The organism is Niastella caeni (assembly GCF_004834005.1).
GTDB classification, from domain to species: Bacteria; Bacteroidota; Bacteroidia; order Chitinophagales; family Chitinophagaceae; genus Niastella; species Niastella caeni.
In genome coordinates, this window is record NZ_STFF01000003.1 from 473,235 (window position 1) to 498,304 (window position 25,070).

The 25,070-nt window shown below is 44.8% G+C and carries 17 protein-coding genes; 6 read left to right on the forward strand and 11 right to left on the reverse strand.

Features of this window, described 5'->3' with window-relative positions:
- Nucleotides 1-45: 45 nt before the first annotated feature.
- The gene (locus tag FAM09_RS13215; protein WP_136577589.1) at nucleotides 46-1,164 is read left to right on the forward strand and encodes a glycosyltransferase; all 1,119 of its coding nucleotides are present in this window, start codon (nucleotides 46-48) and stop codon (nucleotides 1,162-1,164) included.
- A gap of 15 nt (nucleotides 1,165-1,179) precedes the next feature.
- Here FAM09_RS13215 and FAM09_RS13220 read toward each other — a convergent pair whose 3' ends face one another.
- From FAM09_RS13220 to FAM09_RS13235, 4 genes are all read right to left on the reverse strand, one after another.
- On the reverse strand, nucleotides 1,180-1,929 hold the full coding sequence (locus tag FAM09_RS13220) for a LytR/AlgR family response regulator transcription factor (protein WP_136577590.1): 750 nt from the start codon (nucleotides 1,927-1,929) through the stop codon (nucleotides 1,180-1,182).
- Nucleotides 1,930-1,950: 21 nt separating this feature from the next.
- Nucleotides 1,951-4,845 carry a sensor histidine kinase gene (locus tag FAM09_RS13225; RefSeq protein ID WP_136577591.1) on the reverse strand — a complete coding sequence of 965 codons (2,895 nt, stop codon included), beginning with the start codon at nucleotides 4,843-4,845 and terminating at the stop codon, nucleotides 1,951-1,953.
- Between the two features lie 21 nt (nucleotides 4,846-4,866).
- The gene (locus tag FAM09_RS13230) at nucleotides 4,867-7,761 is read right to left on the reverse strand and encodes a sensor histidine kinase (RefSeq protein WP_136577592.1); all 2,895 of its coding nucleotides are present in this window, start codon (nucleotides 7,759-7,761) and stop codon (nucleotides 4,867-4,869) included.
- A gap of 98 nt (nucleotides 7,762-7,859) precedes the next feature.
- Nucleotides 7,860-8,303: a hypothetical protein gene (locus FAM09_RS13235; RefSeq protein WP_136577593.1), complete on the reverse strand. Its 444-nt coding sequence runs from the start codon at nucleotides 8,301-8,303 to the stop codon at nucleotides 7,860-7,862.
- 225 nt (nucleotides 8,304-8,528) lie between these two features.
- Between FAM09_RS13235 and FAM09_RS13240 the strand changes: the two genes are divergently transcribed.
- Both FAM09_RS13240 and FAM09_RS13245 read left to right on the forward strand, forming a co-directional pair.
- Nucleotides 8,529-9,215, forward strand: a complete 687-nt coding sequence (locus FAM09_RS13240; RefSeq protein WP_136577594.1) for an NAD-dependent epimerase/dehydratase family protein — start codon at nucleotides 8,529-8,531, stop codon at nucleotides 9,213-9,215.
- Between the two features lie 2 nt (nucleotides 9,216-9,217).
- Complete coding sequence (locus FAM09_RS13245; protein WP_136577595.1) at nucleotides 9,218-10,396, forward strand: glycosyltransferase family 4 protein; 1,179 nt, start codon at nucleotides 9,218-9,220, stop codon at nucleotides 10,394-10,396.
- An 11-nt stretch (nucleotides 10,397-10,407) separates the two neighbouring features.
- Here the strand turns inward: FAM09_RS13245 and FAM09_RS13250 are convergent, their stop codons facing one another.
- From FAM09_RS13250 to FAM09_RS13265, 4 genes are read right to left on the reverse strand one after another with little or no spacing between them, the layout of a single operon-like run.
- Nucleotides 10,408-11,358 (reverse strand): glycosyltransferase family 2 protein, encoded by a 951-nt coding sequence (locus FAM09_RS13250; RefSeq protein WP_136577596.1) that lies wholly within the window; start codon nucleotides 11,356-11,358, stop codon nucleotides 10,408-10,410.
- Nucleotides 11,351-12,070 (reverse strand): class I SAM-dependent methyltransferase, encoded by a 720-nt coding sequence (locus FAM09_RS13255; protein ID WP_136577597.1) that lies wholly within the window; start codon nucleotides 12,068-12,070, stop codon nucleotides 11,351-11,353. The genes FAM09_RS13250 and FAM09_RS13255 overlap by 8 nt, the downstream gene beginning before the upstream one ends.
- Entirely contained in the window at nucleotides 12,067-12,837 is a 771-nt protein-coding gene (locus FAM09_RS13260; protein WP_136577598.1) for a methyltransferase domain-containing protein, read from the reverse strand. The genes FAM09_RS13255 and FAM09_RS13260 overlap by 4 nt, the downstream gene beginning before the upstream one ends.
- Nucleotides 12,838-12,845: 8 nt before the next feature.
- On the reverse strand, nucleotides 12,846-13,679 hold the full coding sequence (locus tag FAM09_RS13265; RefSeq protein WP_136577599.1) for a glycosyltransferase family 2 protein: 834 nt from the start codon (nucleotides 13,677-13,679) through the stop codon (nucleotides 12,846-12,848).
- 230 nt (nucleotides 13,680-13,909) lie between these two features.
- Here FAM09_RS13265 and FAM09_RS13270 point away from each other — a divergent pair, with 230 nt between their 5' ends.
- Entirely contained in the window at nucleotides 13,910-18,139 is a 4,230-nt protein-coding gene (locus tag FAM09_RS13270) for a DNRLRE domain-containing protein (RefSeq protein ID WP_166437127.1), read from the forward strand.
- A 127-nt stretch (nucleotides 18,140-18,266) separates the two neighbouring features.
- Nucleotides 18,267-19,598: a DNRLRE domain-containing protein gene (locus tag FAM09_RS13275; protein ID WP_136577601.1), complete on the forward strand. Its 1,332-nt coding sequence runs from the start codon at nucleotides 18,267-18,269 to the stop codon at nucleotides 19,596-19,598.
- 98 nt (nucleotides 19,599-19,696) lie between these two features.
- Here FAM09_RS13275 and FAM09_RS13280 read toward each other — a convergent pair whose 3' ends face one another.
- Nucleotides 19,697-20,461 (reverse strand): menaquinone biosynthetic enzyme MqnA/MqnD family protein, encoded by a 765-nt coding sequence (locus FAM09_RS13280; protein ID WP_243751665.1) that lies wholly within the window; start codon nucleotides 20,459-20,461, stop codon nucleotides 19,697-19,699.
- Between the two features lie 59 nt (nucleotides 20,462-20,520).
- On the opposite strand from FAM09_RS13280, the gene purB reads away from it, so the two are divergent.
- Complete coding sequence (gene purB, locus FAM09_RS13285) at nucleotides 20,521-21,867, forward strand: adenylosuccinate lyase (RefSeq protein ID WP_136577603.1); 1,347 nt, start codon at nucleotides 20,521-20,523, stop codon at nucleotides 21,865-21,867.
- 218 nt (nucleotides 21,868-22,085) lie between these two features.
- Here the strand turns inward: purB and FAM09_RS13290 are convergent, their stop codons facing one another.
- Together FAM09_RS13290 and FAM09_RS13295 are read right to left on the reverse strand one after the other, a co-directional pair.
- The gene (locus tag FAM09_RS13290; protein ID WP_136577604.1) at nucleotides 22,086-23,108 is read right to left on the reverse strand and encodes a GNAT family N-acetyltransferase; all 1,023 of its coding nucleotides are present in this window, start codon (nucleotides 23,106-23,108) and stop codon (nucleotides 22,086-22,088) included.
- A 155-nt stretch (nucleotides 23,109-23,263) separates the two neighbouring features.
- On the reverse strand, nucleotides 23,264-24,859 hold the full coding sequence (locus FAM09_RS13295) for a peptide chain release factor 3 (RefSeq protein ID WP_136577605.1): 1,596 nt from the start codon (nucleotides 24,857-24,859) through the stop codon (nucleotides 23,264-23,266).
- Nucleotides 24,860-25,070: the final 211 nt, after the last annotated feature.

Genomic DNA, 25,070 nt, shown 5'->3' on the forward strand with positions numbered 1-25,070 from the left:
TTTAATACTACTGGGACTAACCTTTTGGGGAAGTCCCCTTTTTTTATGAAAGCAAAACAGGTAAAGCTCGCATCACTGGTCTCCTATAAAATATTGCCGCCTGTATTAGGCGGGCAAAAAGGAATAGCGCTGTTCAATAAATACATTTCCCGGCATGCATCCTTTACCTGTATCGCTACCCGAAATAATGATCCACAGGCTGCTGAATATGAGGTATTGAACATTTTGTCTAACTCCCCTCTGCGCTATATAAATCCTTTCTATTTCTTTACCATCCGCAAGATCATCCGTCAGCGGCAGATCACCCATCTTTTGCTGGAGCATCCCTATTATGGCTGGCTGGCCCTGTTGTTAAAATGGTTTACAGGCGTGCGACTGGTAGTGCATTCGCATAATATAGAAGGGCTGCGATGGAAAACGCTGGGTAAATGGTGGTGGAAGATAATGTGGCTTTACGAAAAGCAGGTGCACAAAAACGCGCACTATAACTTCTTTATACATGAAGACGACCGGCTGTATGCCATCGAGCATTTTAAATTACAGCCACAGCGGTGTTTAACCATTACGTTTGGTATTGAATGGAATACACCACCCTCCCCCGCTGAGAAAGAAGCGGCCCGAAACACGCTCCTTGCCAGGTACAATATACCTGCCGATCATTGCATTTTATTTTTCAACGGGGCCTTTGACTACCCCCCAAACCTGGATGCCCTTGAACGGATCATTCAGGTAGTGCTTCCTGCATTGCAAAAAAAAGGTTCGTTCAAATATACCATTCTCATTTGTGGCAAAAACATTCCACCCGCCATTAGTGAATTAAGCCTGCCCAATTTTATCACTGCCGGTTTTGTCGACGACATTACCGTGTACTTTAAAGGCGCCGATATTTTTTTAAATCCCATTACCGAAGGCGGGGGTATAAAAACAAAACTGGTAGAAGCACTGGGTTTTAATCTGAGTGCGGTTTCTACCAGTCATGGCGCTATAGGCGTCGATGCGGGTATCTGTAACGGTAAGCTGCAATTAACTGATGACATCGCCCATGGCTTTGTCGAAAAAATAATGCAACTGGCCACTAACAAAAAAGATATTCCGCCAGCTTTTTACGATCACTTTTATTGGGACAATATTGCGCAAAAAGCAATTCGCTTTATAGAAATATAATATCTCTATCCATTATTACTTAATGCCAAACCGGGCCAGAAATTCGTCTTTCCGCCGGGTAGCCACTTCAATCAGGGCATTATCACTCATTTCTATCAGCCCGCCCCTGCCCTTGTGGTATTTCTTTACAAAATTCAGGTTTATGATATGAGAGTTATGAATGCGAAAGAAAATATCGGCAGGTAAAATTTCCTCATACTCCTTAATGATCCTCGATGATACATATTTCTGGTTATCCGTCGTATGCACATAGGTATACCCGCCCTTGGCTTCAAAGCGAATGATATCCGACAACTGAATAAATACCAGTCCGTCATTATTGGGCAGGGCAATTTTTTGCAGGGAAGAATTTGGCTTGCTAATGTTGAACATCAGGTTCTGCAACTGCAGGTTAATGTTCTTGGCCTTGATCCGTTCTTTGGCTTTGTGAACCGCCGTTTTCAATTCATCGATGCTCACCGGTTTTAATAAATAATCCAGCGCACTATATTTAAATGCTTTAAGCGTATATGCATCAAAGGCGGTAATAAAAATAATTTCGAAATCGATCGGCATTATCTTGTCGAGCAGGTCAAAGGCATTACCATGCGGCATTTCAATATCCAGGAATACCAGGTCGGGTTGTTTTTCAGCAATCATCGGCATAGCAGTCTCAGCACTAACGGCTTCGCCGATGATCCGTACATCAGGACAACTATCGGTCAGCAGCCCCTGTAAAATGCGAATGTTCTTTGGTTCGTCGTCTACTATTAAAGCGTTAATCATACAGCAAAGAAAATGAATATATTAAAAAATCGGGAAACTTATTGTCACTCTGGTCCCCAAGGAATTGTGAAAATTATCTTCCAGGTCGTCTATATACATCGTAATTTTTCGTTCATGCTCCTTATTAAACATGTCAATCCGGTCGGCAGTTAAGGATAAACCCTTAGATTGATAGTTAATAGGAGAAATACTTTTGTACTGCATAGCGGCCTTTCTGCCTATGCCATTATCTTCCAGTATAACGATCAAATTATCATTTTCCTGTTTTACAGTAATAGTTACTATCCCATCCTTATCCCGCCGAAAGCGAAGCCCATGCCGCACACTGTTCTCTACAAAAGGCTGTAATAACATGGGCGGAATATAATATTCTGCCGGCTCCACCCCTTTTTCAATGGATACAAACCACGAGAACGCATTTTCGAGCCTGGTCTTCTCTATCTCCAGGTAATTGGTCAGGTAATCCAGTTCTTCTTCGAGGCTTATTTCCGGTTTTGAAGAAAAATCAAGGGTTTGCCTGATCAGGCGGGAAAACCCTGAAATGAATTTATTGGCGCCCACCACATCTGCTTCCATCACATAATGCTGAATGGAGTTAAGGCTGTTGAAAATAAAATGCGGGTTCATCTGCGCCTTGCGCGACAGTTGTTCCAACTCGCTGATCCGTTTGCTGAAAGCTGTTTTTTCCTGTTCCCGTTTCCTGATCCGGCGAACGATCACGGTTATCAGTAAACCAACAGCCGCCAGGAATATGAAGCCGATCAATACCTGGAACCAGGTCTTTTCGTATAACAGCTTTTCAATGGCAAACCGGGCGGTAAGCAGTTTACTATGCACATCGAACTTATTAATGGCCTGTAACTGCAACTGGTAATTACCGGAAGGAAGTATCGGATAGCTTAAAAATGTTTCCCGGGTCTCATGCCACGCGCTGTCGAGCTCCAATAACCGGTAGCGGTAGCGGATATCCCCGCCAGATTTGTAAGAAATGCCTATATAATCGAACCGGACATTATTCTTTTCATGGGCTATAACGGCAGGAATACTATCAGCACCGTAGTGCACGCCGCCCATGGTAATGTCGGTGAATAACAGGTCGCAACGCGACTGGCTGATGATCTTCGCTTCATCAAAAAAAGTATATCCTTCGGACGTACCAACGAATACTTTATTACTGTCTACATAAATGGCGTTGATAATATCTGAAGCAAGCCCGTCGCTGGTTGTATATTTTGTAACAGGATAATCGGGCCGCGTAATGTTTATTTTACTTATTCCCTTATCGGTACCTACCCATAGAAAATTGCCCTGCAAATAAAGAGTACGGCAAACATTACTTGTTAAGCCGTTGCTCCGGTTAAGGGAAGCAACAATCCGATTGTTCTTATACCCTATTAACCCGTCCCCATAGGTACCTATCCACAAAACGCCTGTTGAATCTTTTTGAATGGTGGTAATACGGGTCTTTAATGCCGGCACTTTTTCCCCCAGAAATTGTTTCGTTTTATCGGGCAGGCTGCAATACAATCCGCCCAGAGCTCCAATATAAACGGTATCGTTGCTTACAAATACGGAAGTTGATCGTTCATGCCAGATGGTATCTGTTATTTTAAACGTTTCCGGATCAACCACCAAAACATTATCCTTTGCAGCCACAAACAATTTATCTCTATATGGAAAAATTCCCTTAACAACAACAGGGTAAATTTCCTTTTGCTTTTTAAAATCAGGCCCCAGTTTAAACAGGCTTGTTGCGGCTCCGGCAATAATATATTTTTCCTTGTAGACATTTAATTGGGTAATTGGGTTTAGCAGCCCATCCGCAAAAAAAGCATTCTCCCTTTGCAACTTGCCGGTTATTCTGCTTACACTATATATTACACGCAAGTTTGTACTGGCCAGAAGGTTTTGTTTATACCTTGTAAATGCCAATGCCTGGGAAGGCGAATTATTTTTCCGGAGCTTTACATTTAAAACAAAAGGAGAGCTTAATTTATACACGCCATGCCCTAATGTGCTGAACCAGATATTGTCCTCTGCATCCTTTAGTATACTGCTTACAGGCAGGTCTTTTAAAAAATAACGGGGGCTATCAGATCCGTTTATATTGTAAATAACAGCCCCGCTTTGTAAACAACGCCCTACCAGGCTATCATCGATAATGCTGTACAGGATCTGGACATTTTTAAAAGGGAAAGCAACCGATCTATCCTGCTCAAATGATACCACCTCCGTAGTTTCAGCATCCCTCAACCTTACCAATAATTTGGAATTCATGGCAAAAATGTTTGAATGAAAACTAAAGGATGGAATTGCTTTTCTTTGTTGAAACCGGTTATTTCTGTAATTATACAAGTTGCCCTCGTATATTACCATAAATCCTCCTTCCGCGTTGGCGCTTATACCACTTATTAACTGAATGATCGGCGCCCCATTGATACTATCGATTACAGTAACATGGCCGGTTGTATCAACCAGTTGCAGCTTTTTAGATTCCATTAGCAGCATGTTGCCGGCTTTATCCTCAGCAAACTGAATAACAAAATCGCTGACACGAATACGTTGTAAAACCGGGTCATTGTCCGGGGTATAAATTTTTCCTTTGTAATAATAGCAAATCGTTTTTTTAAATGGAGCCATCCAGACCCGGCCTTTGGAGTCGACAAATAATTTTATCACTTCATTATCCGGCAACCCGTCTTCCCGGGTGAAATTTTTGAAATGCGTGCCATCAAAACGGCTTAAGCCGCCTTCGGTGCCAAACCATAAAAATCCGTCTTTATCCTTCGCCATGCAATACACGGTAGATCCGGCCAGCCCCTCCTTGTTGTCGTAATGCGTATAGCCGTATTCCTGGCTAAAAACAGCCAGCGGATATACAAACCAAAACAGTACAGTAAGTACAAATAATTTCATACACTCTTATAAAAATAACGATTATAGAACCGGAAAACTTATCGTCACTCTTGTACCCAATGCCAACCGCCCTTCATCCTCAAGATCATCTATATGCATAGTAATTTTTTGCTCATGCTCTTTATTGAATATGTCTATCCTGTCGGCCGTAAGGGACAATCCCTTAGACTGATAGTTAATAGGAGAAATACTTTTGTACTGCATAGCGGCCTTTCTGCCTATGCCATTGTCTTCCAGTATAATTATTAAATTACCGTTTTCCCGTTTTACGGTAATGGTTACCATTCCGTTCTTATCTCGGCGAAAGCGAAGCCCATGCCGCACACTGTTCTCTACAAAAGGCTGCAGGATCATTGGCGGAATGTAATACTCCGCAGGTTTCACCGCTTTATCAATACTCACCGACCAGGAGAACGCATCCTCTAACCGGGTCTTCTCCAGGTCGAGGTAGTTGGTCAGGTAATCCAGTTCTTCTTCCAGGCTTATTTCCGGTTTTGAAGAAAAATCAAGGGTTTGCCTGATCAGGCGGGAAAACCCTGAAATGAATTTATTGGCGCCCACCACATCTGCTTCCATCACATAATGCTGAATGGAGTTAAGGCTGTTGAAAATAAAATGCGGGTTCATCTGCGCCTTGCGCGACAGTTGTTCCAACTCGCTGATCCGTTTGCTGAAAGCTGTTTTTTCCTGTTCCCGTTTCCTGATCCGGCGAATGATCACCGTTACCAGTAAACCAACAGCCGCCAGGAATATGAAGCCGATCAATACCTGGAACCAGGTCTTTTCGTATAACAGCTTTTCAATGGTAAACCGGGCGGTAAGCAGTTTGCTGTGCACATCGAACTTATTAATGGCCTGCAACTGCAATTGATAATCGCCTGAGGGTAATGTAGGATAACTTAAAAAGGTTTCCCGGGTCTCATGCCAGGCGCTGTCGAGCCCCAGTAGCCGGTACTGGTAACGCACATCACCGGTTGATTTAAAGGAAATGCCTACATAATCGAAACGCACATTATTTCTTGCATGGGCTATAATGGCAGGTATACTATCTGAATGCCACGTTTCGCGGCCAACGGTAATGTCGGTAAAGTACAGATCGCACCGCGATTGGCTGATCACTTTTTCTTCATCGAAAAAAGTAACCCCCTCGGGCGTACCAACAAATACTTTACTGTTGTCTACATACAAAGCGTTGATAATATCAGAAGCCAGTCCGTCGCCGGTAGTATATTTTGTAATGGGATACCCGGGCTTTGTTACATCGATCTTGTTGAGTCCTTTATCGGTACCCACCCAGAGCGTATTTCCACACAGTTCAAGTACGCGGCAAACATCGCTTGTTAATCCGTTGCGCTGGTCAATGGCGGCTACCACCCGGCCGTTCTTATATCCAATGAGGCCATCACCATACGTACCTACCCATAAAATACCTGCGTTATCTTTTCGAATGCATGTAATACGGTTTTTTAATGCCGGCGCTTTGTCGCCCAGGAACTGGATCGATCTGTCGGGCAAACTGCAATATAACCCGCCTAAAGTTCCAATATAAGCGGTATCGTTGCTTACAAATACAGAAGTCGATCGTTCATGCCAGATAGTGTCTGTTATTTTAAATGTTTCCGGATCAACAACAAAAACGTTAGTTCTTGTAGCCACATACATTTTGTCCTTATATTGAAAAATACCCTTCACCACTACCCGCAATATTTCCGGCCCTTTTTTAAAATCAATCCCCGATTTAACCAGCGAGAATCCGCTGCCGTACACGATCATTTTTTCGTTGTAGGTACTCAACGCATATACAGGATCAAAACCTACTTTTTTGTCAAGCTTTATTTTTTCTTTATCCGGCCTTCCCGTTTTCGGGTTTAACCGGTACAGAAAATTTAACTCTGAGCTCACCAGGATGGTTTCCCTGAACTTCGCAAATGAAAATACCTGGGCCGGGGAACTATCTTTCCTGAGCTTAAGATTTAAAACAAACGGGGAGCTTAATCTGTAAAGTCCATGCCCCATTGTTGTGAACCAGATGTTACCTTCCGCATCCTTTAACATATTGCTCACAGGTATACCGGGCAAAAAGTGCAGCGGGCTATCGGGCTGGTTGATATTATAAAGAAGAGCGCCGCTCGTTAAAGTTTGCCCCACCAGGGTATCGTCAATAAGGCTGCAATTGATATTATTAAACCGGTTATAAGGAAATGAAACTGATTTATGCAGTGCGAAATTCTCCACTTTCGTTTCATTTGGACCCGAATGCCACATTAACATACGGGAATTAAAGGCGAAATAACTATGATGATAATCCAGCGTAGGGATGGTTTTTTTTACCTGGAACCGGTTATTCCTGAAATCGAGCAACCTGTTTCCCGATACTACCATAAACCCATCCCTGGGGTGGGCGGTGATGGCGCTGAATGGTCCGATCCGTTGTCCATTGAATGAATCAATTACTGTAACCTTGCCATTTGTGTCAACCAGGTGCAGCTTATTGATTTCCTGCAAAAGAATATTGCCGGCTTTATCTTCAGCAAACCGGATAACATAATCGTCAACGCGAATACGTTGTAAGACCGGATCGTTATCGGGGGTATAAAACTTCCCTTTATAATAATAACAAACCGCTTTTTTAAACGGCGCTATCCATACCCGGCCTTTTGAATCGGCAAACAATTGGATGATCTCATTATCAGGCAACCCGTCGCGTTTAGTGAAATTCCTGAAATGGGTACCATCAAACCGGCTTAAACCCGTTTCCGTACCCAGCCATATAAACCCGTCTTTGTCCTGCACTATACAGTATACCGTTGACCCTGCCAGCCCGTCCCTGCTGTTGTAATGCGTATAGCCGTATTCCTGGCCAAAAACAGCCGGGCCTACACCCCAAAACAGCACCATAATTAAAAAAAACCTCATACAATTTTTTATTATATCACCGGAAAACAAATGGTTACCCTGGTTCTTCCTGCAACTTGACATTCATCTTCCAGGTCATCTATTTGCAAAGTGATTTTTTATTCATGCTCCTTATTGAACATCGTAATACGGTCAGCCGTCAGGGATAACCCTTTCGACTGGCGCACACGTTTTATGATCACCCATACCAGCAAGCCGGTTATTGTTAAAAATGCCAGCCCGATCAGTAGCCGGAACCTGTTTTTTTCGTACAACAATTTGTCGATCGTAAACCAGGCCGTAAGTATTTTGCTGTGAACATCGAATTTATTAATGGCCTGCAACTGGTAATCGCCGGAAGGTAGCGTAGGAGAGTTTAAAAATGTTTCCCGGGTTGCATGCCATACCACCTCTTTATCCTGGGTCATGCAATTCACGGTAGAGCTGCCCAGCCCATCTTTACTATCATACCGGGTATAACTATATTCCTGGCACCATACATAAACCGGCCATGCGTACAGAAATAAAAAAACCAATAAAAAAGATGGTCGCCTACGAATCATACAACCAGATAGTTTAAAGTGATCCTGGTTTGAAAAGGGTTCTGCCCATCATTTTCCAACTCATCGGTCTGCATGGTTATTTATATGGATTACGGATGAAAAATACAGCAACTTTGCCAGTTGCTGTAAAATTGCATTATTTTGCCTAACTTTTTAAGAAAAACCACAGCATATACAGGGGAAATGGAAGCCCCCGGTATGGAGCAGAACATTTAAATCAGACGCATGGTTATTGGAAATGGTATGATCGCAAAAAGATTTGAGGACTATAGCACAAACAATGACTATATCATCTTTGCCTCCGGCGTTTCTGATTCCACCACAACAGCACCTGAAGCTTTTTCAAGAGAAGAGAACCTGTTAACGAAGAGCATCCAGGCAAACCCTGAAAAAACGCTGGTTTATTTCAGCACCTGCAGTATCTACGATCCCTCCATGCGCCAATCTGCTTATGTGTTACATAAGTTAAAAATGGAAGCGGTCATTACCGCAAACGCAAAAAATTATCTCATCTTCAGGGTATCTAATCCCATAGGCAGAACGAGCAATACGCACACAGTATTTAATTTCTTTATTCAGCATATTCAGGAGAAAACGCCATTCGCTATCTGGAAAAATGCCTCCAGAAATTTACTCGACATAGATGATATGTATGCCATATGCGATCACCTGCTTAAAAAGAAGCTTTTTACAAACAGTGTGGTAAATATCGCCAACCCGGTAAACTACCCGGTTACTACTATCATCGCAGCTATAGAAAACCACTTTCACACCAAAGGCATTTACACTTTTGCAGAAAAAGGCAGCAGCCCGCTCATAGACACAACGGCCATTGAGCCCTTTTTCAACGAACTGAATATCACTTTTAATGAATTATATTTGCCAGGGTTATTACGCAAATATTTTATTTAAGAATGACGTATAAAGAAGCAAAAAGAAAATTTTTTATAGAGCGAATTGGCATGTTCCCTTTTGTGCTGCTGGGAAAAATTTGCGGACATATCTTCCCCCTGAAAACCAGTCACAATATTTTTCTCTTTTTTCCAAATACCGATATCGGGGGCGCTCCACGGGTGAACATAGATATAACCGCTTGCGTAAAAGACCAACGGCCACTCATTATCTTTTCCAAAAAACCTCAAAACGGCCTTTTTAAAGATAAATATATCATGGAAGGCGTAAGAACACTGGACCTTCACCGCCTCATCGATAACAAACTATTTCATTTCGTTAATTTCTTTTACCGCGGATTATTGGCAACCTGGATAAACAAGCAAAAAGGCGCTACAGTACTTGGCGGTGAAAGCCTGTTTTTCTATAAAGTAATTCCACACCTTAGTAAAGAGATCAAATGTGTGGAAGTTTGTCACCTGGCTACCTGGCTGCCTTACAGTATCGGGTTTATCGATCGCATCACTACCCGGTTATTCAGTACAGAAAGGTTGAAAGAGCAGGTAGCGGAACAATACAGGGAAAACAAGCTGCCGGAACATTATTTTAAAAAGCTTTGTTTTATAGATAATGCCATTGAAATTCCTGAATATCTTCAAACTGATAATAACAATTTAGAAGTTTATTTTATAGGCCGGGGCGCCCCGCAAAAAAGAGTTCACCTGGTAGCTGCGATCGCTGAAAAAATAAACAGCAAACAGCTGCCGGTAAAATTCAATTTCGTGGGAGATGTCGATAATGTCATCGATCCATCCAACTATCCGTATTGTAAATTTTACGGCAATGTAAAGGATGATGCCCAGATGAGAAAAATATATGAGCAGGCCGATGTACTGATCCTTACTTCCGCTTATGAAGGGCTACCCATTGTAGTAATGGAAATGATGGCCAGGGGAAAACCCATCATCTCAACAGCGGTTAATGGTATTCCCAACTATATTCACCATAGAGAGAATGGCCTGTTGATACAGGCAACAGATGAGGAGGAAATAGTAGCGGAAGGTTGCCAATATGTTGAAGAGTTATTGAATAATAAACCCATGCGGGTCTCCTTCGGTAAAAGGGGCCGTGTTATTGCTATCGAGCGCTTTAGTAAAGAGGAATTCTGCAAATCGTACCGGCAGGTATTGCAACTTGCTTAGTAACCGGGCTCTTACTGCCTTAGCCGGTTACGGTTCAACAGATAATGCACAAACATTATGGTCTTGGAAAAAACGCCGTTGGTTAACAGGGACCGCGGGGTATTCTTTTGCCAGGCGATCATGGAACGCAATACCGGGTGCACAGCACCGCTATAGCCTGCTGTGCGAAGATCTTCTACGGAAAGTATATTCAGGTTGCGCATTAATCGCCACCAGGCATCATACACCAGCCTATTTTTCAACGCAGCTATTCCTGTTTTGTTAAGCAGGTAAAAATTTTCCGGTATTTCCACTTCGCGCTTACGGAAAGTTTCCTGGGTAACCTGGTATTCGCCGATTCCTACATTTATTAATACTTCGGGAATATATACCGGTTGGCCTGTTTTTAAATAACGAATATAAAATTCGATATCCACCACCCACTTTACCTTATTATCGTAAAAGAACTGTTTATCGTTGAGATGCAACACTACACTCGGGGGCCCTATGACGTTGCCCGCACACAGGGTGGCCCGTTGTTTTAGCAATTGTTTATAGCGCGATGAATTGACAAATACATCCTGTTGCCGGCCGCTGTGTAACCAGAAATTGCGGTAAGCGCTAAAAAAGAAAGTGGCGTGCGGATGTTTGTTGATGGCGTTTACATATTGCTGCAAACTGTGTTCATTCACCAGCCAGTCATCGTCATGTATCAATTTTATCCATTTGCCGGTTGCACGCCTGATGGCTTCGTTCCAGTTTTCAGGCGTTCCAAGGGCAGATGGATTGCGGAAATACTTCAATGGAAAAAGTTCCTGGTATTGCTCACAGAGCTTTTTTACACTGTCATCCGGACTATCATCGGTTACCACCACTTCAAAATCGCGAAATGTTTGTATTGTAACCGACTGTAACAGCCGCTCCAGAAAATCTACCCGTTTATAGGCAGGGATACAAATTGAAATTAATATTGGATCAGACATTTTTTATTTTCCTGGCAATAACCACATAGTTTAATGTTAACAGCTCGTCGTGAAAGCGTTTATCGGCCCATAAGGCGAACCTGTTTAACAACGCCGTAAAATGAAGGTTGATAAAGATCCCTTTCAGGATCCGGATCGGCCATTTCCTTGTTTTAAAAGTGGAATACACCATATTGATGTTCATTTGAAAAATAGCAGCCCATTTTCCACCGTTTGCTGTTATTTCCAAAACCTCGAACCCCTTTTGTTCGAACATGGCCTTCAACCCGTATTTGGAATACCTGTAAAAGTCGTAGGGTTCCTCATGCAGTTCCCAGCAAAACGGGGCCGACACAATTATCAGTCCGTCATTCTTTAAAACCCGGTTCGCTTCCTGCAGCATTTTAAATGGATCGCTCACATGTTCGATCACCTGCGTTGAAAAAACAGTGTCGAATTTTTCATCGGCAAATGCAAGCTTGGTTGCCTCACAAATTACATCTACCTTGTTCTTATCGCTTTGAATTACATCGCACCCTGTATAACTGTAGATCTTATCTTTAAAAAAAAGTTCATAGGGTTTATTACCACATCCAATATCGAGTACATTGCCCTTTGCATATTTATTGATCGCCATTTTTAAAGCGTCAATGAGGTAATGCATTACAATATAATCTGCATTATTCCGTGGTATGTGCACATCGCTTAACCTGGCCAGCCCCTCTTCCCTCATACGCCTTTTTTATTAAACATTTTTTGAATGCTTTTCTTTAACGGGTATAATTTCCAACGAACATAGCCGATCCAGGTGTTCGTTTTATTCAACCGCTCTATTTTTATGTTATATAATACCGGATGGATCCTGAGCAATGACGCCGGGTTGGTGTTTTCGTAAGCCGTTTTCAATTGAGGATACTTTTGCAAATTGGACTTACGAATGTAAAACAGGATGTTCTGTTGGTACCACCACTCCACCTGGTTATCGTTCCATACCAGGGGCCGCACGTAATCGACCGGCACATAACCAAATTTTTCAAACAGCTTGCACCAGTACTCCGGCATTTGTTCATTGATGTGGTACGTTCCTTCCTGGCCAATGATGGCGGCCGAAAACAACACCACGTCACTTAAAGCAGTTAACGATTCCACAAACCGCTCTGCATGGCTTGCGGGTAAATGTTCCGCTACTTCCAACGACATGGCCAGATCGAATTTCTGATCGACCTTTATTGGTTCCTTCAGGTCCTGAAAATGAACTAACTCCTTTTCAACCTTTAACATGGAAGGCGATACATAAGGTCCTTCTATGCCCCTGATCTCCTTCACCTGCAGATCTTCCTTCCATACCTTCAGCCAGGACCCTATTCCGCAACCAACATCAATGACCGATGCAGGATGAAATATTTCTGCGACAATAGGCAATACTTTCTTTGCAGACAGGTAAGACCCATCCTGATGACCTAAATAAAAGTCGGCGTCGTAATGCTTTGATTCTATCATAGGTATTCTTACAATCCGTTTCTGATCTTATTTTGTTTTAATAATTTTTTATAATAGGAAGGGAAATAAGACATTAAGATCAATTTGGTAATGAACAGCACGGGCGATTTTTTAAATCGCCTTACCCAGTTATTCATGATCCATTGATGCCCCATTCTGCCGGCATGTTTTTCATGAATATAATTTTCCATGTTATTGGCATTCGCATAATTCCTGTTGAAATTCTGCGACATGGAGTTGCCCGCTACCCTGTAATCGAACAACACTTCATCAACATACCTGAATTCATAACCGGCAAAGGAGATGCGTAACCACATTTCCCAATCCTCGAACCCGCCCTTATTCAAATTTGTATCATACAAACCAACTTTATCCAGCACTGACCTTCTGATCACCGCACATGCATCAATATAGTTGGCGATCATCAGTTTTTGCATATTATAGTCACCCACTTTCCACTCGCCCGATCGATCGCCAAAATAGGCGGCATTTCCGTATACAACCGCTACAGCGGGGTCGGCTTCCATTATTTCTATCGCCCGGGTAAGGTAAGCCGGACGGATCTTATTATCAGCATCGAGTGGTAAAATGTATTTTCCGGTAGCTGCCCTTATGCCTGTGTTCCGGGCAGCCGGCAAACCCTGGTTCTGTTGAAAAATAACCTGGTAACCCGCTGTTCTCAGCTTGTTGAGACAATCAATGGTATTTTGATCCGTTGAACCATCGTTAACAATAATCACTTCATACAAATCTGATTTACAATTACTTACGCTATCAAGTGTTTCTTGTATAAAATGCCCCTGGTTATAACATGGGATTATTATCGATACTATAGCAGCCATATTACTAAAGCCCAAAAATATTGATTTATAATTAAGTAGCCTGTAAAATGAATACCAATTGCAGGCAGCCCGTTCATCGCCCGGTTTATAGCCTATATTCCTACACGTTTATGCTTCAAAACAACACGGTTTTTGGCAAAAAACGCACACTTATTAGTTTTACCAAGAAGTCGCTGGAATACTTTTTATCTTGCCCTGCCAAAATGTACGTAGCAACAAACCCTTATAGCATGAAAAATGTCTACCTGTTATTAAGCCTTCTTGCATTCTGCATTAAAGGTATTTCACAAACAACCAACTGTATAACGATAAGAGGAGATCGAACCAGCGGTAAATTCAGTCAGTTATGGCTGGATAGTAACGCGCCCTATCATTGCGATACGGCACAACCCGAAATGGGTACTGCCGCCTGGACCTGTAATGCCGTTGGATACCCTACCTGTAACATGAGAAGCGCATTCCGCTATGATGTAAGCAGTATACCTGCCAATGCAGTGGTTACGAGCGCCAGGCTGTATGTATACGCCAAGACCAATAACATCAACGGTTACACGGGCTCCCCTACCTATGGCAGCAACAATACCAGCCTGTTGCAAAAGATCACGGCCAAATGGACGGTAGCCGGCACCGGCTGGGCGAATCAACCACCAGCCACTACCGCCAATCAAAAAACGCTGGCGCAAAGTAGCAGCACAGCCCAAAACTATGTAATAGATGTAACCGACTTTGTGCAGGGCTGGGTGAATAAACCCGACAGCAATTTCGGGATGCTGATGCGCCTGCAAACGGAAAGCTATTACAACAGCATGATCTTTAATTCGGGATCGGCCACCGATTCTACCTTACGGCCTAAGCTCGAGATCTGCTACACCATACCACCGCCAACCACCTGCACCAATTCATTGATCATAAAAGGCAACCCAACCGACGGAAAGTTCAAAGCAGCGCTGATGGGTACCATTAATAAGGTCGCATCTGATACAGCCCAGCCCGAAATTGTAGCAGCCGCCTGGACGTGTAACGCCAGTGGCTTCCCTACCTGCGATTTTAGAACCATGTTGCGCTATGATGTAAGCAGCATTCCTGCCCATGCAGTTATTACAGATGCCAAACTGTATTTGTATGCCAAAACCAATAACATCAATGGTAATTATGGCAACCCCACATTTGGTACTGCGAATACAGCCTTGCTGCAAAAAGCCATTTCACCATGGAATAATGCAACCATTGGCTGGAACACACAGCCCACGGTATCAACCGCTACGCAGAAAATATTACCGCAAAGCACCAGCACGAAACAAAACTATGTGGTAGATGTAACCGACTTTGTGCAGTCGTGGGTGAACAAGCCCGACAGCAACTACGGGGTGATGTTACGCTTGCAAACCGAGACCTATTACAACAGCATGGTCTTTAACTCAGGTCAGGCAGTGGATTCATTAAGGCCCCGCCTCGAGATCTGCTACAGCATCCCTACCACCCCGCCCCCGCCTGCAGATACCTGTGGAGCAGACTTTAAAGACTCAACCACCACAAACTATCCGGCTACGCACATCCTGACCGCCATTCCGAAACATAACCTTAATAAAAAACCGGTTCGGGTTTGCTGGACGTTCGGTGATGGAAAAGATACCTGCATCACCTATGATTCAACCATAAACAATTTTTATACAACCTATCATACTTACAATACACCAGGCGCCTATACGGTTTGTGCAAAGATCACCTATGCAGGTGGATGCGTGGCTAACATGTGCAAGACAATTACCGTTGTTGCTCCGCCACCACCCCCTCCTGTGTGCAATAATTCACTGGTGATAAGCGGCAATCCGTTTAGCGGTAAATACCAGCAGGCCCTGATGGGCACCTGGGGCCCCAACGGGTCTGATACCGCCCAGACTGAAATTGTAGCGGCCGCCTGGACGTGTAACGCCATCGGCCAGCCAACCTGCGACTTCAGAAGCATGTTGCGCTATGACGTTAGCAGCATCCCTGCCAATGCCGTTATCACCAATGCCAAACTGTACCTGTATGCCAAAACCAATAACATTAATGGTAATTATGGCAACCCCACATTTGGTACAGCGAATACGGCGCTGCTGCAAAAAGCGGTTTCACCCTGGAATTTGTCAACCGTAGGTTGGAATTTACAACCAGCGGTAACCACCGTTTCGCAGAAAATATTACCGCAAAGCACCAGCACAAAACAAAACTATGTGGTAGATGTAACTGACTTCGTGCAGTCGTGGGTGAACAAGCCCGACAGCAACTATGGTGTGATGCTGCGCTTGCAAAACGAGACCTATTACAACAGTATGGTCTTTAACTCGGGCCAGGCAGTGGATTCATTAAGGCCCCGCCTTGAGATCTGCTACACACTCACCAGCGCGGATAGCTGTAAAGCAGACTTTAAAGACACGGCCTCGTCCAGCAATTCGGCCAGCCACCTGCTGACCGCAATTCCGTGGCATAACAATAACAAAAAACCTGTTCAGGTTTGCTGGACGTTTGGCGATGGTACAGACACCTGCATCAACTATAGTTCATCCAGTACTTATAATGTTTATTCAGTATCACATACGTACAAAACAGCAGGCACCTTTACAGCTTGTGTGAAGATCACTTATGAAGGTGGTTGCATAGCTCAAAAGTGTAAATCAATTACCGTTATAGCTCCGCAACCTCCTGTGGTTTGCAACAATTCACTGGTTATTAAAGGCAACCCAACCGACGGCAAGTTCAAAGCAGCGCTGATGGGTACCATTAATAAGGTCGCATCTGATACAGCCCAGCCCGAAATTGTAGCAGCCGCCTGGACGTGTAACGCCAGCGGCTTTCCTACCTGCGATTTTAGAACCATGTTGCGCTATGATGTAAGCAGCATTCCTGCAAATGCCGTTATTACAGACGCCAAACTGTACCTGTATGCCAAAACCAATAACATCAATGGTAATTATGGCAATCCAACGTACGGCTCCAACAACACGGCCCTGTTACAAAAAGCAACATCGTCCTGGAACAATGCAACCATCGGTTGGAATACACAACCATCGGTATCAACCGCCACACAGAAAATACTGGCAAAAAGCACCAATACCCGCCAAAATTATGTGGTAGAGATAACCGACTTTGTGCAGTCGTGGGTGAACAAACCTGATAGCAACTACGGTATGCTGTTGCGTTTGCAAACCGAGAGCTATTATAACAGCATGGTATTTAACTCAGGTCAGGCGGCCGATTCATTGAAGCCCCGCCTGGAGATCTGTTATACAGTTCCTACACCGGGCACGGATAGTTGCCGCGCGAATTTCATTGATTCCATCAGTGATAATAACCCGCTGCGTAAATTATTCATCGCCAGTCCATGGAACGCCGCCAATAAAAAACCGGTACAAATTTGCTGGAACTTTGGTGACGGAAAAGACACCTGCATCAACTATACGAATGCAAGCGCCAATTACAGCATAACCCATACCTATCCAAAACATGGCAACTACAATGTATGCGTTACCATTAAATATGATGGCGGCTGTGTAGCCAGCAGATGCAGAACGATCACTGTTTTTGGAACTCCGTCTACTACGCCAACCTGTGCAGATAGCAAAACGCTGATCGTGCGTGGCGACAGGACCAGTGGTAAGTTCAAACAGTTATGGCTCGATAGCAATGCACCGTTCCAGAGCGATACCACCCAACCTGAAATGGGTGCAGCAGCCTGGACCTGTAATGCCGGTGGCTATCCTACCTGTAATTTCAGATCGCTGTTCCGGTATGAACTGGGCAGCCTTCCAACCAATACAAGAATTACCAGCGCTAAACTGTACCTGTACGCCAAAACCAATAACATCAACGGTTACAGCGGCGCTCCCACTTATGGCAGCAACAATGCAGGCTTACTGCAACAGGTAACTGCTCCGTGGAAAACAGGTGGTACCGGTTGGAACAATCAACCAACTACCACTACCGAAAGACAAAAGCAATTAGCACGCAGCAGTTCAACGGCTCAGAATTATGTAATAGATGTAACAGATTTCGTACAAACCTGGGTGAAACATCCTGAACAGAACAATGGTATGTTGCTCCGTTTGCAATCTGAACAATATTACAACAGCCTTATCTTCAATTCAGGTTCGGCGCCCGATTCATTAAAGCCACGGTTGGAAATATGCTATCAGGCTGATAACGCAGATAGCAACAAAGTGGAGGTTAAACTGTATCCCAACCCAACCACCGGACCATTACTGGCATGGGTGTTCACCAGCGAAGCACAAAAAGGCTCGGCCAGCCTGTACGACCTTCGTGGTAACCTGAAACAAGTGCTCCGGCCTTCTATCAACTTCTATGCAGGAGTGAATGTAGTGACCTTCTATATTAACAGGATCAGCGTTCCTGCAGGTCAATACTACGTGAAGATCTGGGTAGGAAGCGAGGTAAGGACGTTTAAGATAATGGTATTGTAACCCTATATTTCGCAATAAAAAGATCCCGGCCGTTACCAGCGACCGGGATTTTTTTTATTAATGACGGTGAGCGCTTATAAACCCCGCCTATGAAAAAAGAAAATGATGTTATATCTTGTTTCCTACTATGAGAAAATTTAACCCGTTATCCTTGTTATCCTTACTTCTTGCGTTTTCTTTTAACAGCCAGGCACAAACTCCCAATTGCACCTATATAAAAGCAACGCCAACCGGTGAAAGTTACCAGGAAGCGCTTATAAGCACCGCTACCCCTAATGCCGCCGATCAAAGCCGCATGGAATTGGTAGCTGCAGCGTGGACCTGCGTGGCCCAGGAAAAGGAGCTGTGCGACTTCAGGTCGTTGTTACGGTTCGATGTAAGTTCCATTCCGGCCAATACCGTAATAACCGGCGCCAAACTGTACTTGTACGCCAAAACCGACAACATCAATGGAAACAAGGGCAGACCAACCTATGGTACCAACAATACAGCCTTTTTACAAAGAATAACCACGAGTTGGAAGCCGGCAAGCGTAAGCTGGAATGCACAACCTGCGGTGGCCACTTCTAACCAAAAAATATTACCACAAAGCGCCAGTACAATTCAAAACTACGAGATAGACGTGACCGACTTTGTGCAATCGTGGATCAATAAACCCGATAGCAATTTCGGTATGCTGTTACGGTTACAGGTTGAAAAACATTACAACAGCCTGGTGTTTAATTCAGGCAAAGCGCCGGCTGCATTAAGGCCCCGCCTCGAGATCTGTTTTCCGGCAGCAGCAAAGCCAGTGGCGGAGGATACTACCACGGTGTCGGAGCCAGCCCCACCACCTGCGGTCGCACCCCGGCCGGTAATGAAGGAAAGTAAAATATTGATCATTAGGGGCGACAAAACCAGCGGCCAATTCAAACAGCTATTCCTGAACAGCAATGTGCCTTATAAAGCTGATAGCACCCACCCCGAACTGGGAGCCGCCGCCTGGACCTGTGATGGCATTGGGTACCCTACCTGTAATGTGCGGTCCCTGTTCCGGTACGAGGTAAAGGAAGTTCCTGCCAACGCCAATATTATCAGCGCCAAACTATTCCTGTATGCCAAAACCAATAACATTAATGGAATTAAAGGCCAGCCCACGTATGGTGAAAACAACAAGGCATTACTGCAACGGGTAACAACCCCCTGGAAAATGGCGGGCACCGGTTGGGAGAACCAGCCGCGGGTAGCACCGGAAAGGCAAAAACTGTTGCCGCAAAGTAAGTCGAAGACGCAGAGCTATGCGATTGACATAACCGACTTTGTACGATACTGGGTTAAAAACCCCGCACAGAACCATGGCATGTTGTTGCGACTGCAGGTAGAAGAATATTATAACAGCATGATCTTTTATTCGAGCCAGGCGCCCAACGATGCATTAAAGCCCCGGCTGGAGATCAGGTATGAGATTGAAAAAAGGTAACAGCAACAGGAAGTTCACGCGTAGCAATTGCCATGGCTGCCTTTCATTATCACAACTTGTCCCGACTTTAGTCGGGATCATCTCATTATCACAGTATATCAGGGCGTATTGCTTATTACAGCTCTTTGTTCTGTAATAAATGATAAAAACATTTTCAGCCCCTTTCTTTTTTCTGCCGTCAGCTCATAACTGATATGCGCCGTATAATATTTGTGCAGATCAAAAACGCGGTAAGGATTTTCGGCAACCGCTTTTTCAATATTTTCCAGTCCCAGTTTATTGGCCGAATTGAATGCCGAAATAAAATCGTCCGGCAAAGGTTTGTTGCTCACCCAGGCGGCAAATACAAACGGCAAACCGGTAAGGTCTATCCAGGCTTCGCCCAGGTCATAAATATAGGGCGACACTTTGCGTTGTTCCAGCGCCCGGTCGCCAATAACCACCCCGGCAGTAGTGCCTTTGATAGCACCGCGGTAGTCCGATTTGGTATCTACCAGTTCCGGGTCTATTTGCCAGTATTCACGCAGCAACACTTTGGCCAGCGCCACAGAAGTACGGCTCTGGTAATCGAGCAGTACTTTTTCGATCTTATCAATAGGAACTTCACTAAAGATACCTACCGACGCCACCGCACCGGTACAGCCGATACAATAGTCGGTAATAATATGATGCTCCTGCAAATGCGGGATCACCGCCACCGGCACCAGGCCCACATCAATTGTTCCCTCCATCAGCATCCGCGCCACATTGGCCGGGTAATCCTGTATCAATAGCAACCTTTCCGCCACCGCCGAATGCTGAATTCCATAAATTAAAGGCTTCGTATTGAGATAATTAACAATTCCAACCTTAATCTTATTCAATTGATTTAATTTTGCGGACACAAAGGTACTTGACGAGCCCTAATAAACAACAATTGTTCATGGAACTAAACGCACTTACGGCCATTTCACCGGTTGACGGACGCTACCGCCACCAGGTTCAACATTTAGATGAATATTTTTCTGAATTTGCCCTCATTAAATACCGCGTGCTGGTAGAAGTAGAGTATGTGCGGTTCCTGGCCGATAAAAAGTTTTTCGACCTTACGGCGCCTCAAAAGAAAGCCCTGCAGGAGGTGTGCGATAACTTCTCGGTTGAAGACGCCAAAAAAATAAAAGACACCGAAAAGATCACCAACCACGACGTAAAAGCCGTGGAATATTTTCTGAAAGAAAAATTAGCGGCGCTCGACGCCGAAGCCATCCAGGAATGGGTGCATTTTGGCCTCACTTCGCAGGATATCAATAACACGGCCATTCCCCTTTCGTGGAAACATGCCATTGAAATTGAATACCTTCCTGCCCTGCTGAACTTTAACCGCCAGCTGGAAATACTGGCCACCGATTGGAAAGAAGTGCCCATGCTGGCGCATACGCACGGACAGCCTGCCAGCCCCACCCGCCTGGGCAAGGAGATCATGGTATTTGTAGAACGCCTCGGCAACCAGATCGAGCAGGTGATACAGGTACCTTTTACCGCTAAATTCGGCGGCGCTACCGGTAACTTCAATGCCCATGCCGTTGCATTCCCCGAGAAGAACTGGATCCAATTCGGCAACGAATTCGTAGAAGGCGTGCTGGGTTTACAACGCCAGCAGTTCACCACGCAAATTGAGCACTACGATAACCTGGCTGCGCACTTTGATGCCATGAAGCGCATCAACAATATTCTTATTGACCTTTGTCGCGATATCTGGACCTACATTTCCATGGAATACTTTAAACAGCGCACGGTGAAAGGAGAAATTGGCTCCAGCGCCATGCCGCATAAAGTAAACCCCATTGATTTTGAGAATGCCGAAGGCAACCTCGGTATCGCCAATGCGCTGCTCGAACACCTGGCTGCCAAATTACCGGTGAGCCGCCTGCAACGCGACCTTACCGATTCAACCGTATTGCGCAACATCGGCGTTCCATTTGCCCACATCATACTCGCTATAAAATCTATTGAAAAAGGATTAAGCAAACTGGTGTTGAACTCCGGCGCCATCAATACCGACCTGGAAGACAACTGGGCGGTGGTGACCGAAGGTATTCAAACCATTTTACGCCGCGAAAATTATCCCAAGCCATACGAGGCCCTGAAAGAACTGACCCGTGGCAAGAATGGCATCAACCAGGAAACCATTCACGAGTTCATTGACGGACTAAAAGTAAGCCCGGCTGTAAAGAAAGAATTGAAGAAGATAACGCCGCAGAACTATACAGGGGTTAATCCGGAGTTTTAAAATATCGAATGTTAAATATTGAATGTTGAATGTAGAAGTGAAGGCAAGAAATGAAGAATGAAAAATAAAAAATGAGGAATTAGAAAGTTAAATTCATTTTTCCTTTACTTCGACATTCGATATTGGACATTCAATATTCGACATTTTGTATTTGCCTTTTTCATTTCTCTGTTTCTCATTTTTAATTTCTCATTTCCTGAAGTCTGATTCCTATATACTCAGAGAAACTTCTTCCACCAAATCATCTCTCCTCTCTTATCAAATTGTAGAAATCCATTCTTCTGCACCACCTTAATAGAAGGTAAATTAGAAACATGCGTTTCGGCTAGCACTACGTTAATATCGGCATGAGCGGTAGCCCATTGTAACAGGCCCTTCACCGCTTCGGTCATATACCCTTTGCCCTGCATGGCCGGCATGGTGCCATACCCGATCTCTACCTGGCCGCCTTCTTTGGGCGGACCTTTGAACCCCAGCTCCGCAACGATCATTTTACTTTGCTTATCAACCACCAGCCAGAACGTATGGAAAATGTAATCGTAGCCGTTAGCCTGTTGCATTTCCCGCAGCGTGAATTTTGTAACCCGGTCGCGTACCTGCGGCGCTATGGTGCGGCCGAATGGCGTTAGTCCCAGGGCCTGTTCCAGTTCGTCATTGGCTTTCAGGTACAATTCCAATTGCGGCAATGTAAGTGGAAATAAATGAAGCCGTTCCGTTTCAATGGCATTGGGGTTCACGCTGGTAAAATAACAAAGGTCTTTATTGCCTTCCTTTATGTTGGGCTGTTGTATAAATCCGCTTCGCAGCAATACTTTTTGTGAGGCGATGTTCTCTGTTTCGGTAATGGCAACGATCATGGGCAGCTTCATTACGTCAAAAGCGTACTGACGGCCCGCCAGGGTACTCTCCGTGGCATAGCCTTTCCCCCAATATTCTTTCAATAAAGCATACCCTAACTGAATTTCGGCATGCCGGCTGTGATCAGTGGTTTCAACGGGAATTATGGCAAAGGAACCAACAAACGTGTCGGCCGATTTTTCTATCATGGCCCAGCGGCCCAGCAACGGAAATTGCTCGTAAAAGGCCAGGTTCCGTTTTAAGAAGAGGGCGCATTCCTGGCGGTCCTTGGGCGCCCGGATATACCGCATCACTTCCTCATCACCGTTCAGGCGAAAGAAGTTCTCTTCATCTTCTAATGTATAGCGACGGATGACTAAACGATCGGTTTCGAAAACTACCATAGTTTATGGTTTTTGGTTTATCGTTTATGGTTCTTCATATTCCGTAACTCGATCAGTTGCCAACCTCGCGTCACTGCGGCATTGCAATAACAATAAACCATAAACAATAAACTATAAACTGACTCTTACAAATTACAAACCACAAACAACAAACCCTAAACTGCTTCTTTATGTATCTCACTCGTAAAGTGAAACTCAATATCCGGATTATTGCTACGCTCGGTATTCAGGAACCATTCACTTTGGGCCAGGTATACCAGGTGGCCGTCTTTATCGGTAGCTATGTTATTCGATTTAAAGCGGGTGAAATCATCCAGCTTTTTAGGATCGGCACTGGTGATCCAGCAGGCTTTGTAATAAGGCATTGCCCTGAACTCGCACGACGCGCCATACTCCTGTAACAGGCGGTATTGAATTACTTCAAACTGCAGGTCACCTACGCAACCAATGATCTTTTTATTTCCCCCGAACTGGGTAAATAACTGTGCCACGCCTTCGTCGGTAAGCTGCAACAGACCCTTTTCCAATTGCTTGGTTTTCATTGGATCTTTATTGATCACCTCTTTAAATATTTCAGGCGAAAAGGAAGGAATGCCGGTAAAGAAGAAATTGTCTCCTTCGGTGAGCGTATCGCCGATCTTGAAGTTACCGGTATCGAACAAACCCACCACGTCGCCGGCGAAGGCTTCTTCTATCACATCCTTATCGCGGGCCATGAAGGTATAGGGGTTGCTGAACCGTACATCTTTGTCGAGCCGTACGTGATGAAAGTATTTATTACGCTCGAACCGGCCGCTGCACACGCGCAAAAAGGCGATGCGGTCGCGGTGCTTGGGATCGAGGTTGGCGTGAATTTTAAAGATGAAGCCGGAGAACTTGTCTTCCGTTGGCGCAATATCGCGCGCCGAAGTAGGACGCGGACGAGGAATAGGCGCAATGCGAATAAACGTATCCAGCATTTCCTTTACCCCGAAGTTGTTGATGGCGCTGCCAAAGAACACGGGCGCTACTTTGCCGCTGAGGTAATTGTTCACGGGCAGTTCGCCATACACCCCTTCTATCAGTTCGGCATCTTCGCGTAATATGGAGGCATCTTTCTCACCAACCTTTTCATCGAGCAGGGGAAGGCTCAGGTCCGAGATCTGCACAACATCATCATCTGCAGCCTTGGTATTGGCGGTGAAGAGCAGCAGGTTTTTATCGTGCAGGTTGTACACTCCTTTAAAATCTTTACCGCTGTTAATAGGCCAGGTCATGGGGTGCAGGGAAATCTTCAGTTCATTTTCTATTTCTTCCAGCAGGTCGAACCGGTTCTTGCCGTCGCGGTCCATTTTATTGATGAACACGATCACCGGGGTATCGCGCATGCGGCATACTTCCATCAGGCGGCGGGTCTGGTCCTCTACCCCGTTCACGCTGTCTACAACCAGGATAACACTGTCAACGGCCGTAAGGGTGCGGTACGTATCTTCTGCAAAGTCCTTGTGACCAGGCGTATCCAGCAGGTTGATGAGGATATTTTTGTATTCAAAACTCATTACCGACGTAGCTACCGAGATACCACGCTGACGCTCAATTTCCATAAAGTCGCTGGTAGCGTGCTTTTTGATCTTGTTGCTTTTTACCGCGCCTGCCGTTTGAATGGCGCCACCGAACAGCAAAAACTTTTCGGTAAGGGTGGTTTTACCGGCGTCAGGGTGCGAAATAATGGCAAAAGTGCGTCGTTTATGAATTTCGTTGTTGTATTTCATTGTTTTATATCGAGTTGTGCCTTCCTACTCATGGCCTTTTAGGACCGCAAAGGTAACACAAATGGAGTGAATCGGCAATCGGCAAACGGCAAACGTGAAAGGGTTTCCTACATTCGGGATGGCGCTCAGGCACCCGGCAATTAGCTTACGCCAAGGCTTCAGCGGGCAAGCATTCACCATTGACCATTCACCCCCTCAAAACACGCGAGCC

What these genes read in the sequence shown, in the direction of transcription:
- FAM09_RS13215 (WP_136577589.1), top strand. Translation starts at nt 46, where the DNA reads ATGAAAGCAAAACAGGTAAAGCTCGCATCACTGGTCTCCTATAAAATA.
- FAM09_RS13220 (WP_136577590.1), bottom strand. Translation starts at nt 1,929, where the DNA reads ATGATTAACGCTTTAATAGTAGACGACGAACCAAAGAACATTCGCATT.
- FAM09_RS13225 (WP_136577591.1), bottom strand. Translation starts at nt 4,845, where the DNA reads ATGAAATTATTTGTACTTACTGTACTGTTTTGGTTTGTATATCCGCTG.
- FAM09_RS13230 (WP_136577592.1), bottom strand. Translation starts at nt 7,761, where the DNA reads ATGAGGTTTTTTTTAATTATGGTGCTGTTTTGGGGTGTAGGCCCGGCT.
- FAM09_RS13235 (WP_136577593.1), bottom strand. Translation starts at nt 8,303, where the DNA reads ATGATTCGTAGGCGACCATCTTTTTTATTGGTTTTTTTATTTCTGTAC.
- FAM09_RS13240 (WP_136577594.1), top strand. Translation starts at nt 8,529, where the DNA reads ATGGTTATTGGAAATGGTATGATCGCAAAAAGATTTGAGGACTATAGC.
- FAM09_RS13245 (WP_136577595.1), top strand. Translation starts at nt 9,218, where the DNA reads ATGACGTATAAAGAAGCAAAAAGAAAATTTTTTATAGAGCGAATTGGC.
- FAM09_RS13250 (WP_136577596.1), bottom strand. Translation starts at nt 11,358, where the DNA reads ATGTCTGATCCAATATTAATTTCAATTTGTATCCCTGCCTATAAACGG.
- FAM09_RS13255 (WP_136577597.1), bottom strand. Translation starts at nt 12,070, where the DNA reads ATGAGGGAAGAGGGGCTGGCCAGGTTAAGCGATGTGCACATACCACGG.
- FAM09_RS13260 (WP_136577598.1), bottom strand. Translation starts at nt 12,837, where the DNA reads ATGATAGAATCAAAGCATTACGACGCCGACTTTTATTTAGGTCATCAG.
- FAM09_RS13265 (WP_136577599.1), bottom strand. Translation starts at nt 13,679, where the DNA reads ATGGCTGCTATAGTATCGATAATAATCCCATGTTATAACCAGGGGCAT.
- FAM09_RS13270 (WP_166437127.1), top strand. Translation starts at nt 13,910, where the DNA reads ATGAAAAATGTCTACCTGTTATTAAGCCTTCTTGCATTCTGCATTAAA.
- FAM09_RS13275 (WP_136577601.1), top strand. Translation starts at nt 18,267, where the DNA reads ATGAGAAAATTTAACCCGTTATCCTTGTTATCCTTACTTCTTGCGTTT.
- purB (WP_136577603.1), top strand. Translation starts at nt 20,521, where the DNA reads ATGGAACTAAACGCACTTACGGCCATTTCACCGGTTGACGGACGCTAC.
- FAM09_RS13290 (WP_136577604.1), bottom strand. Translation starts at nt 23,108, where the DNA reads ATGGTAGTTTTCGAAACCGATCGTTTAGTCATCCGTCGCTATACATTA.
- FAM09_RS13295 (WP_136577605.1), bottom strand. Translation starts at nt 24,859, where the DNA reads ATGAAATACAACAACGAAATTCATAAACGACGCACTTTTGCCATTATT.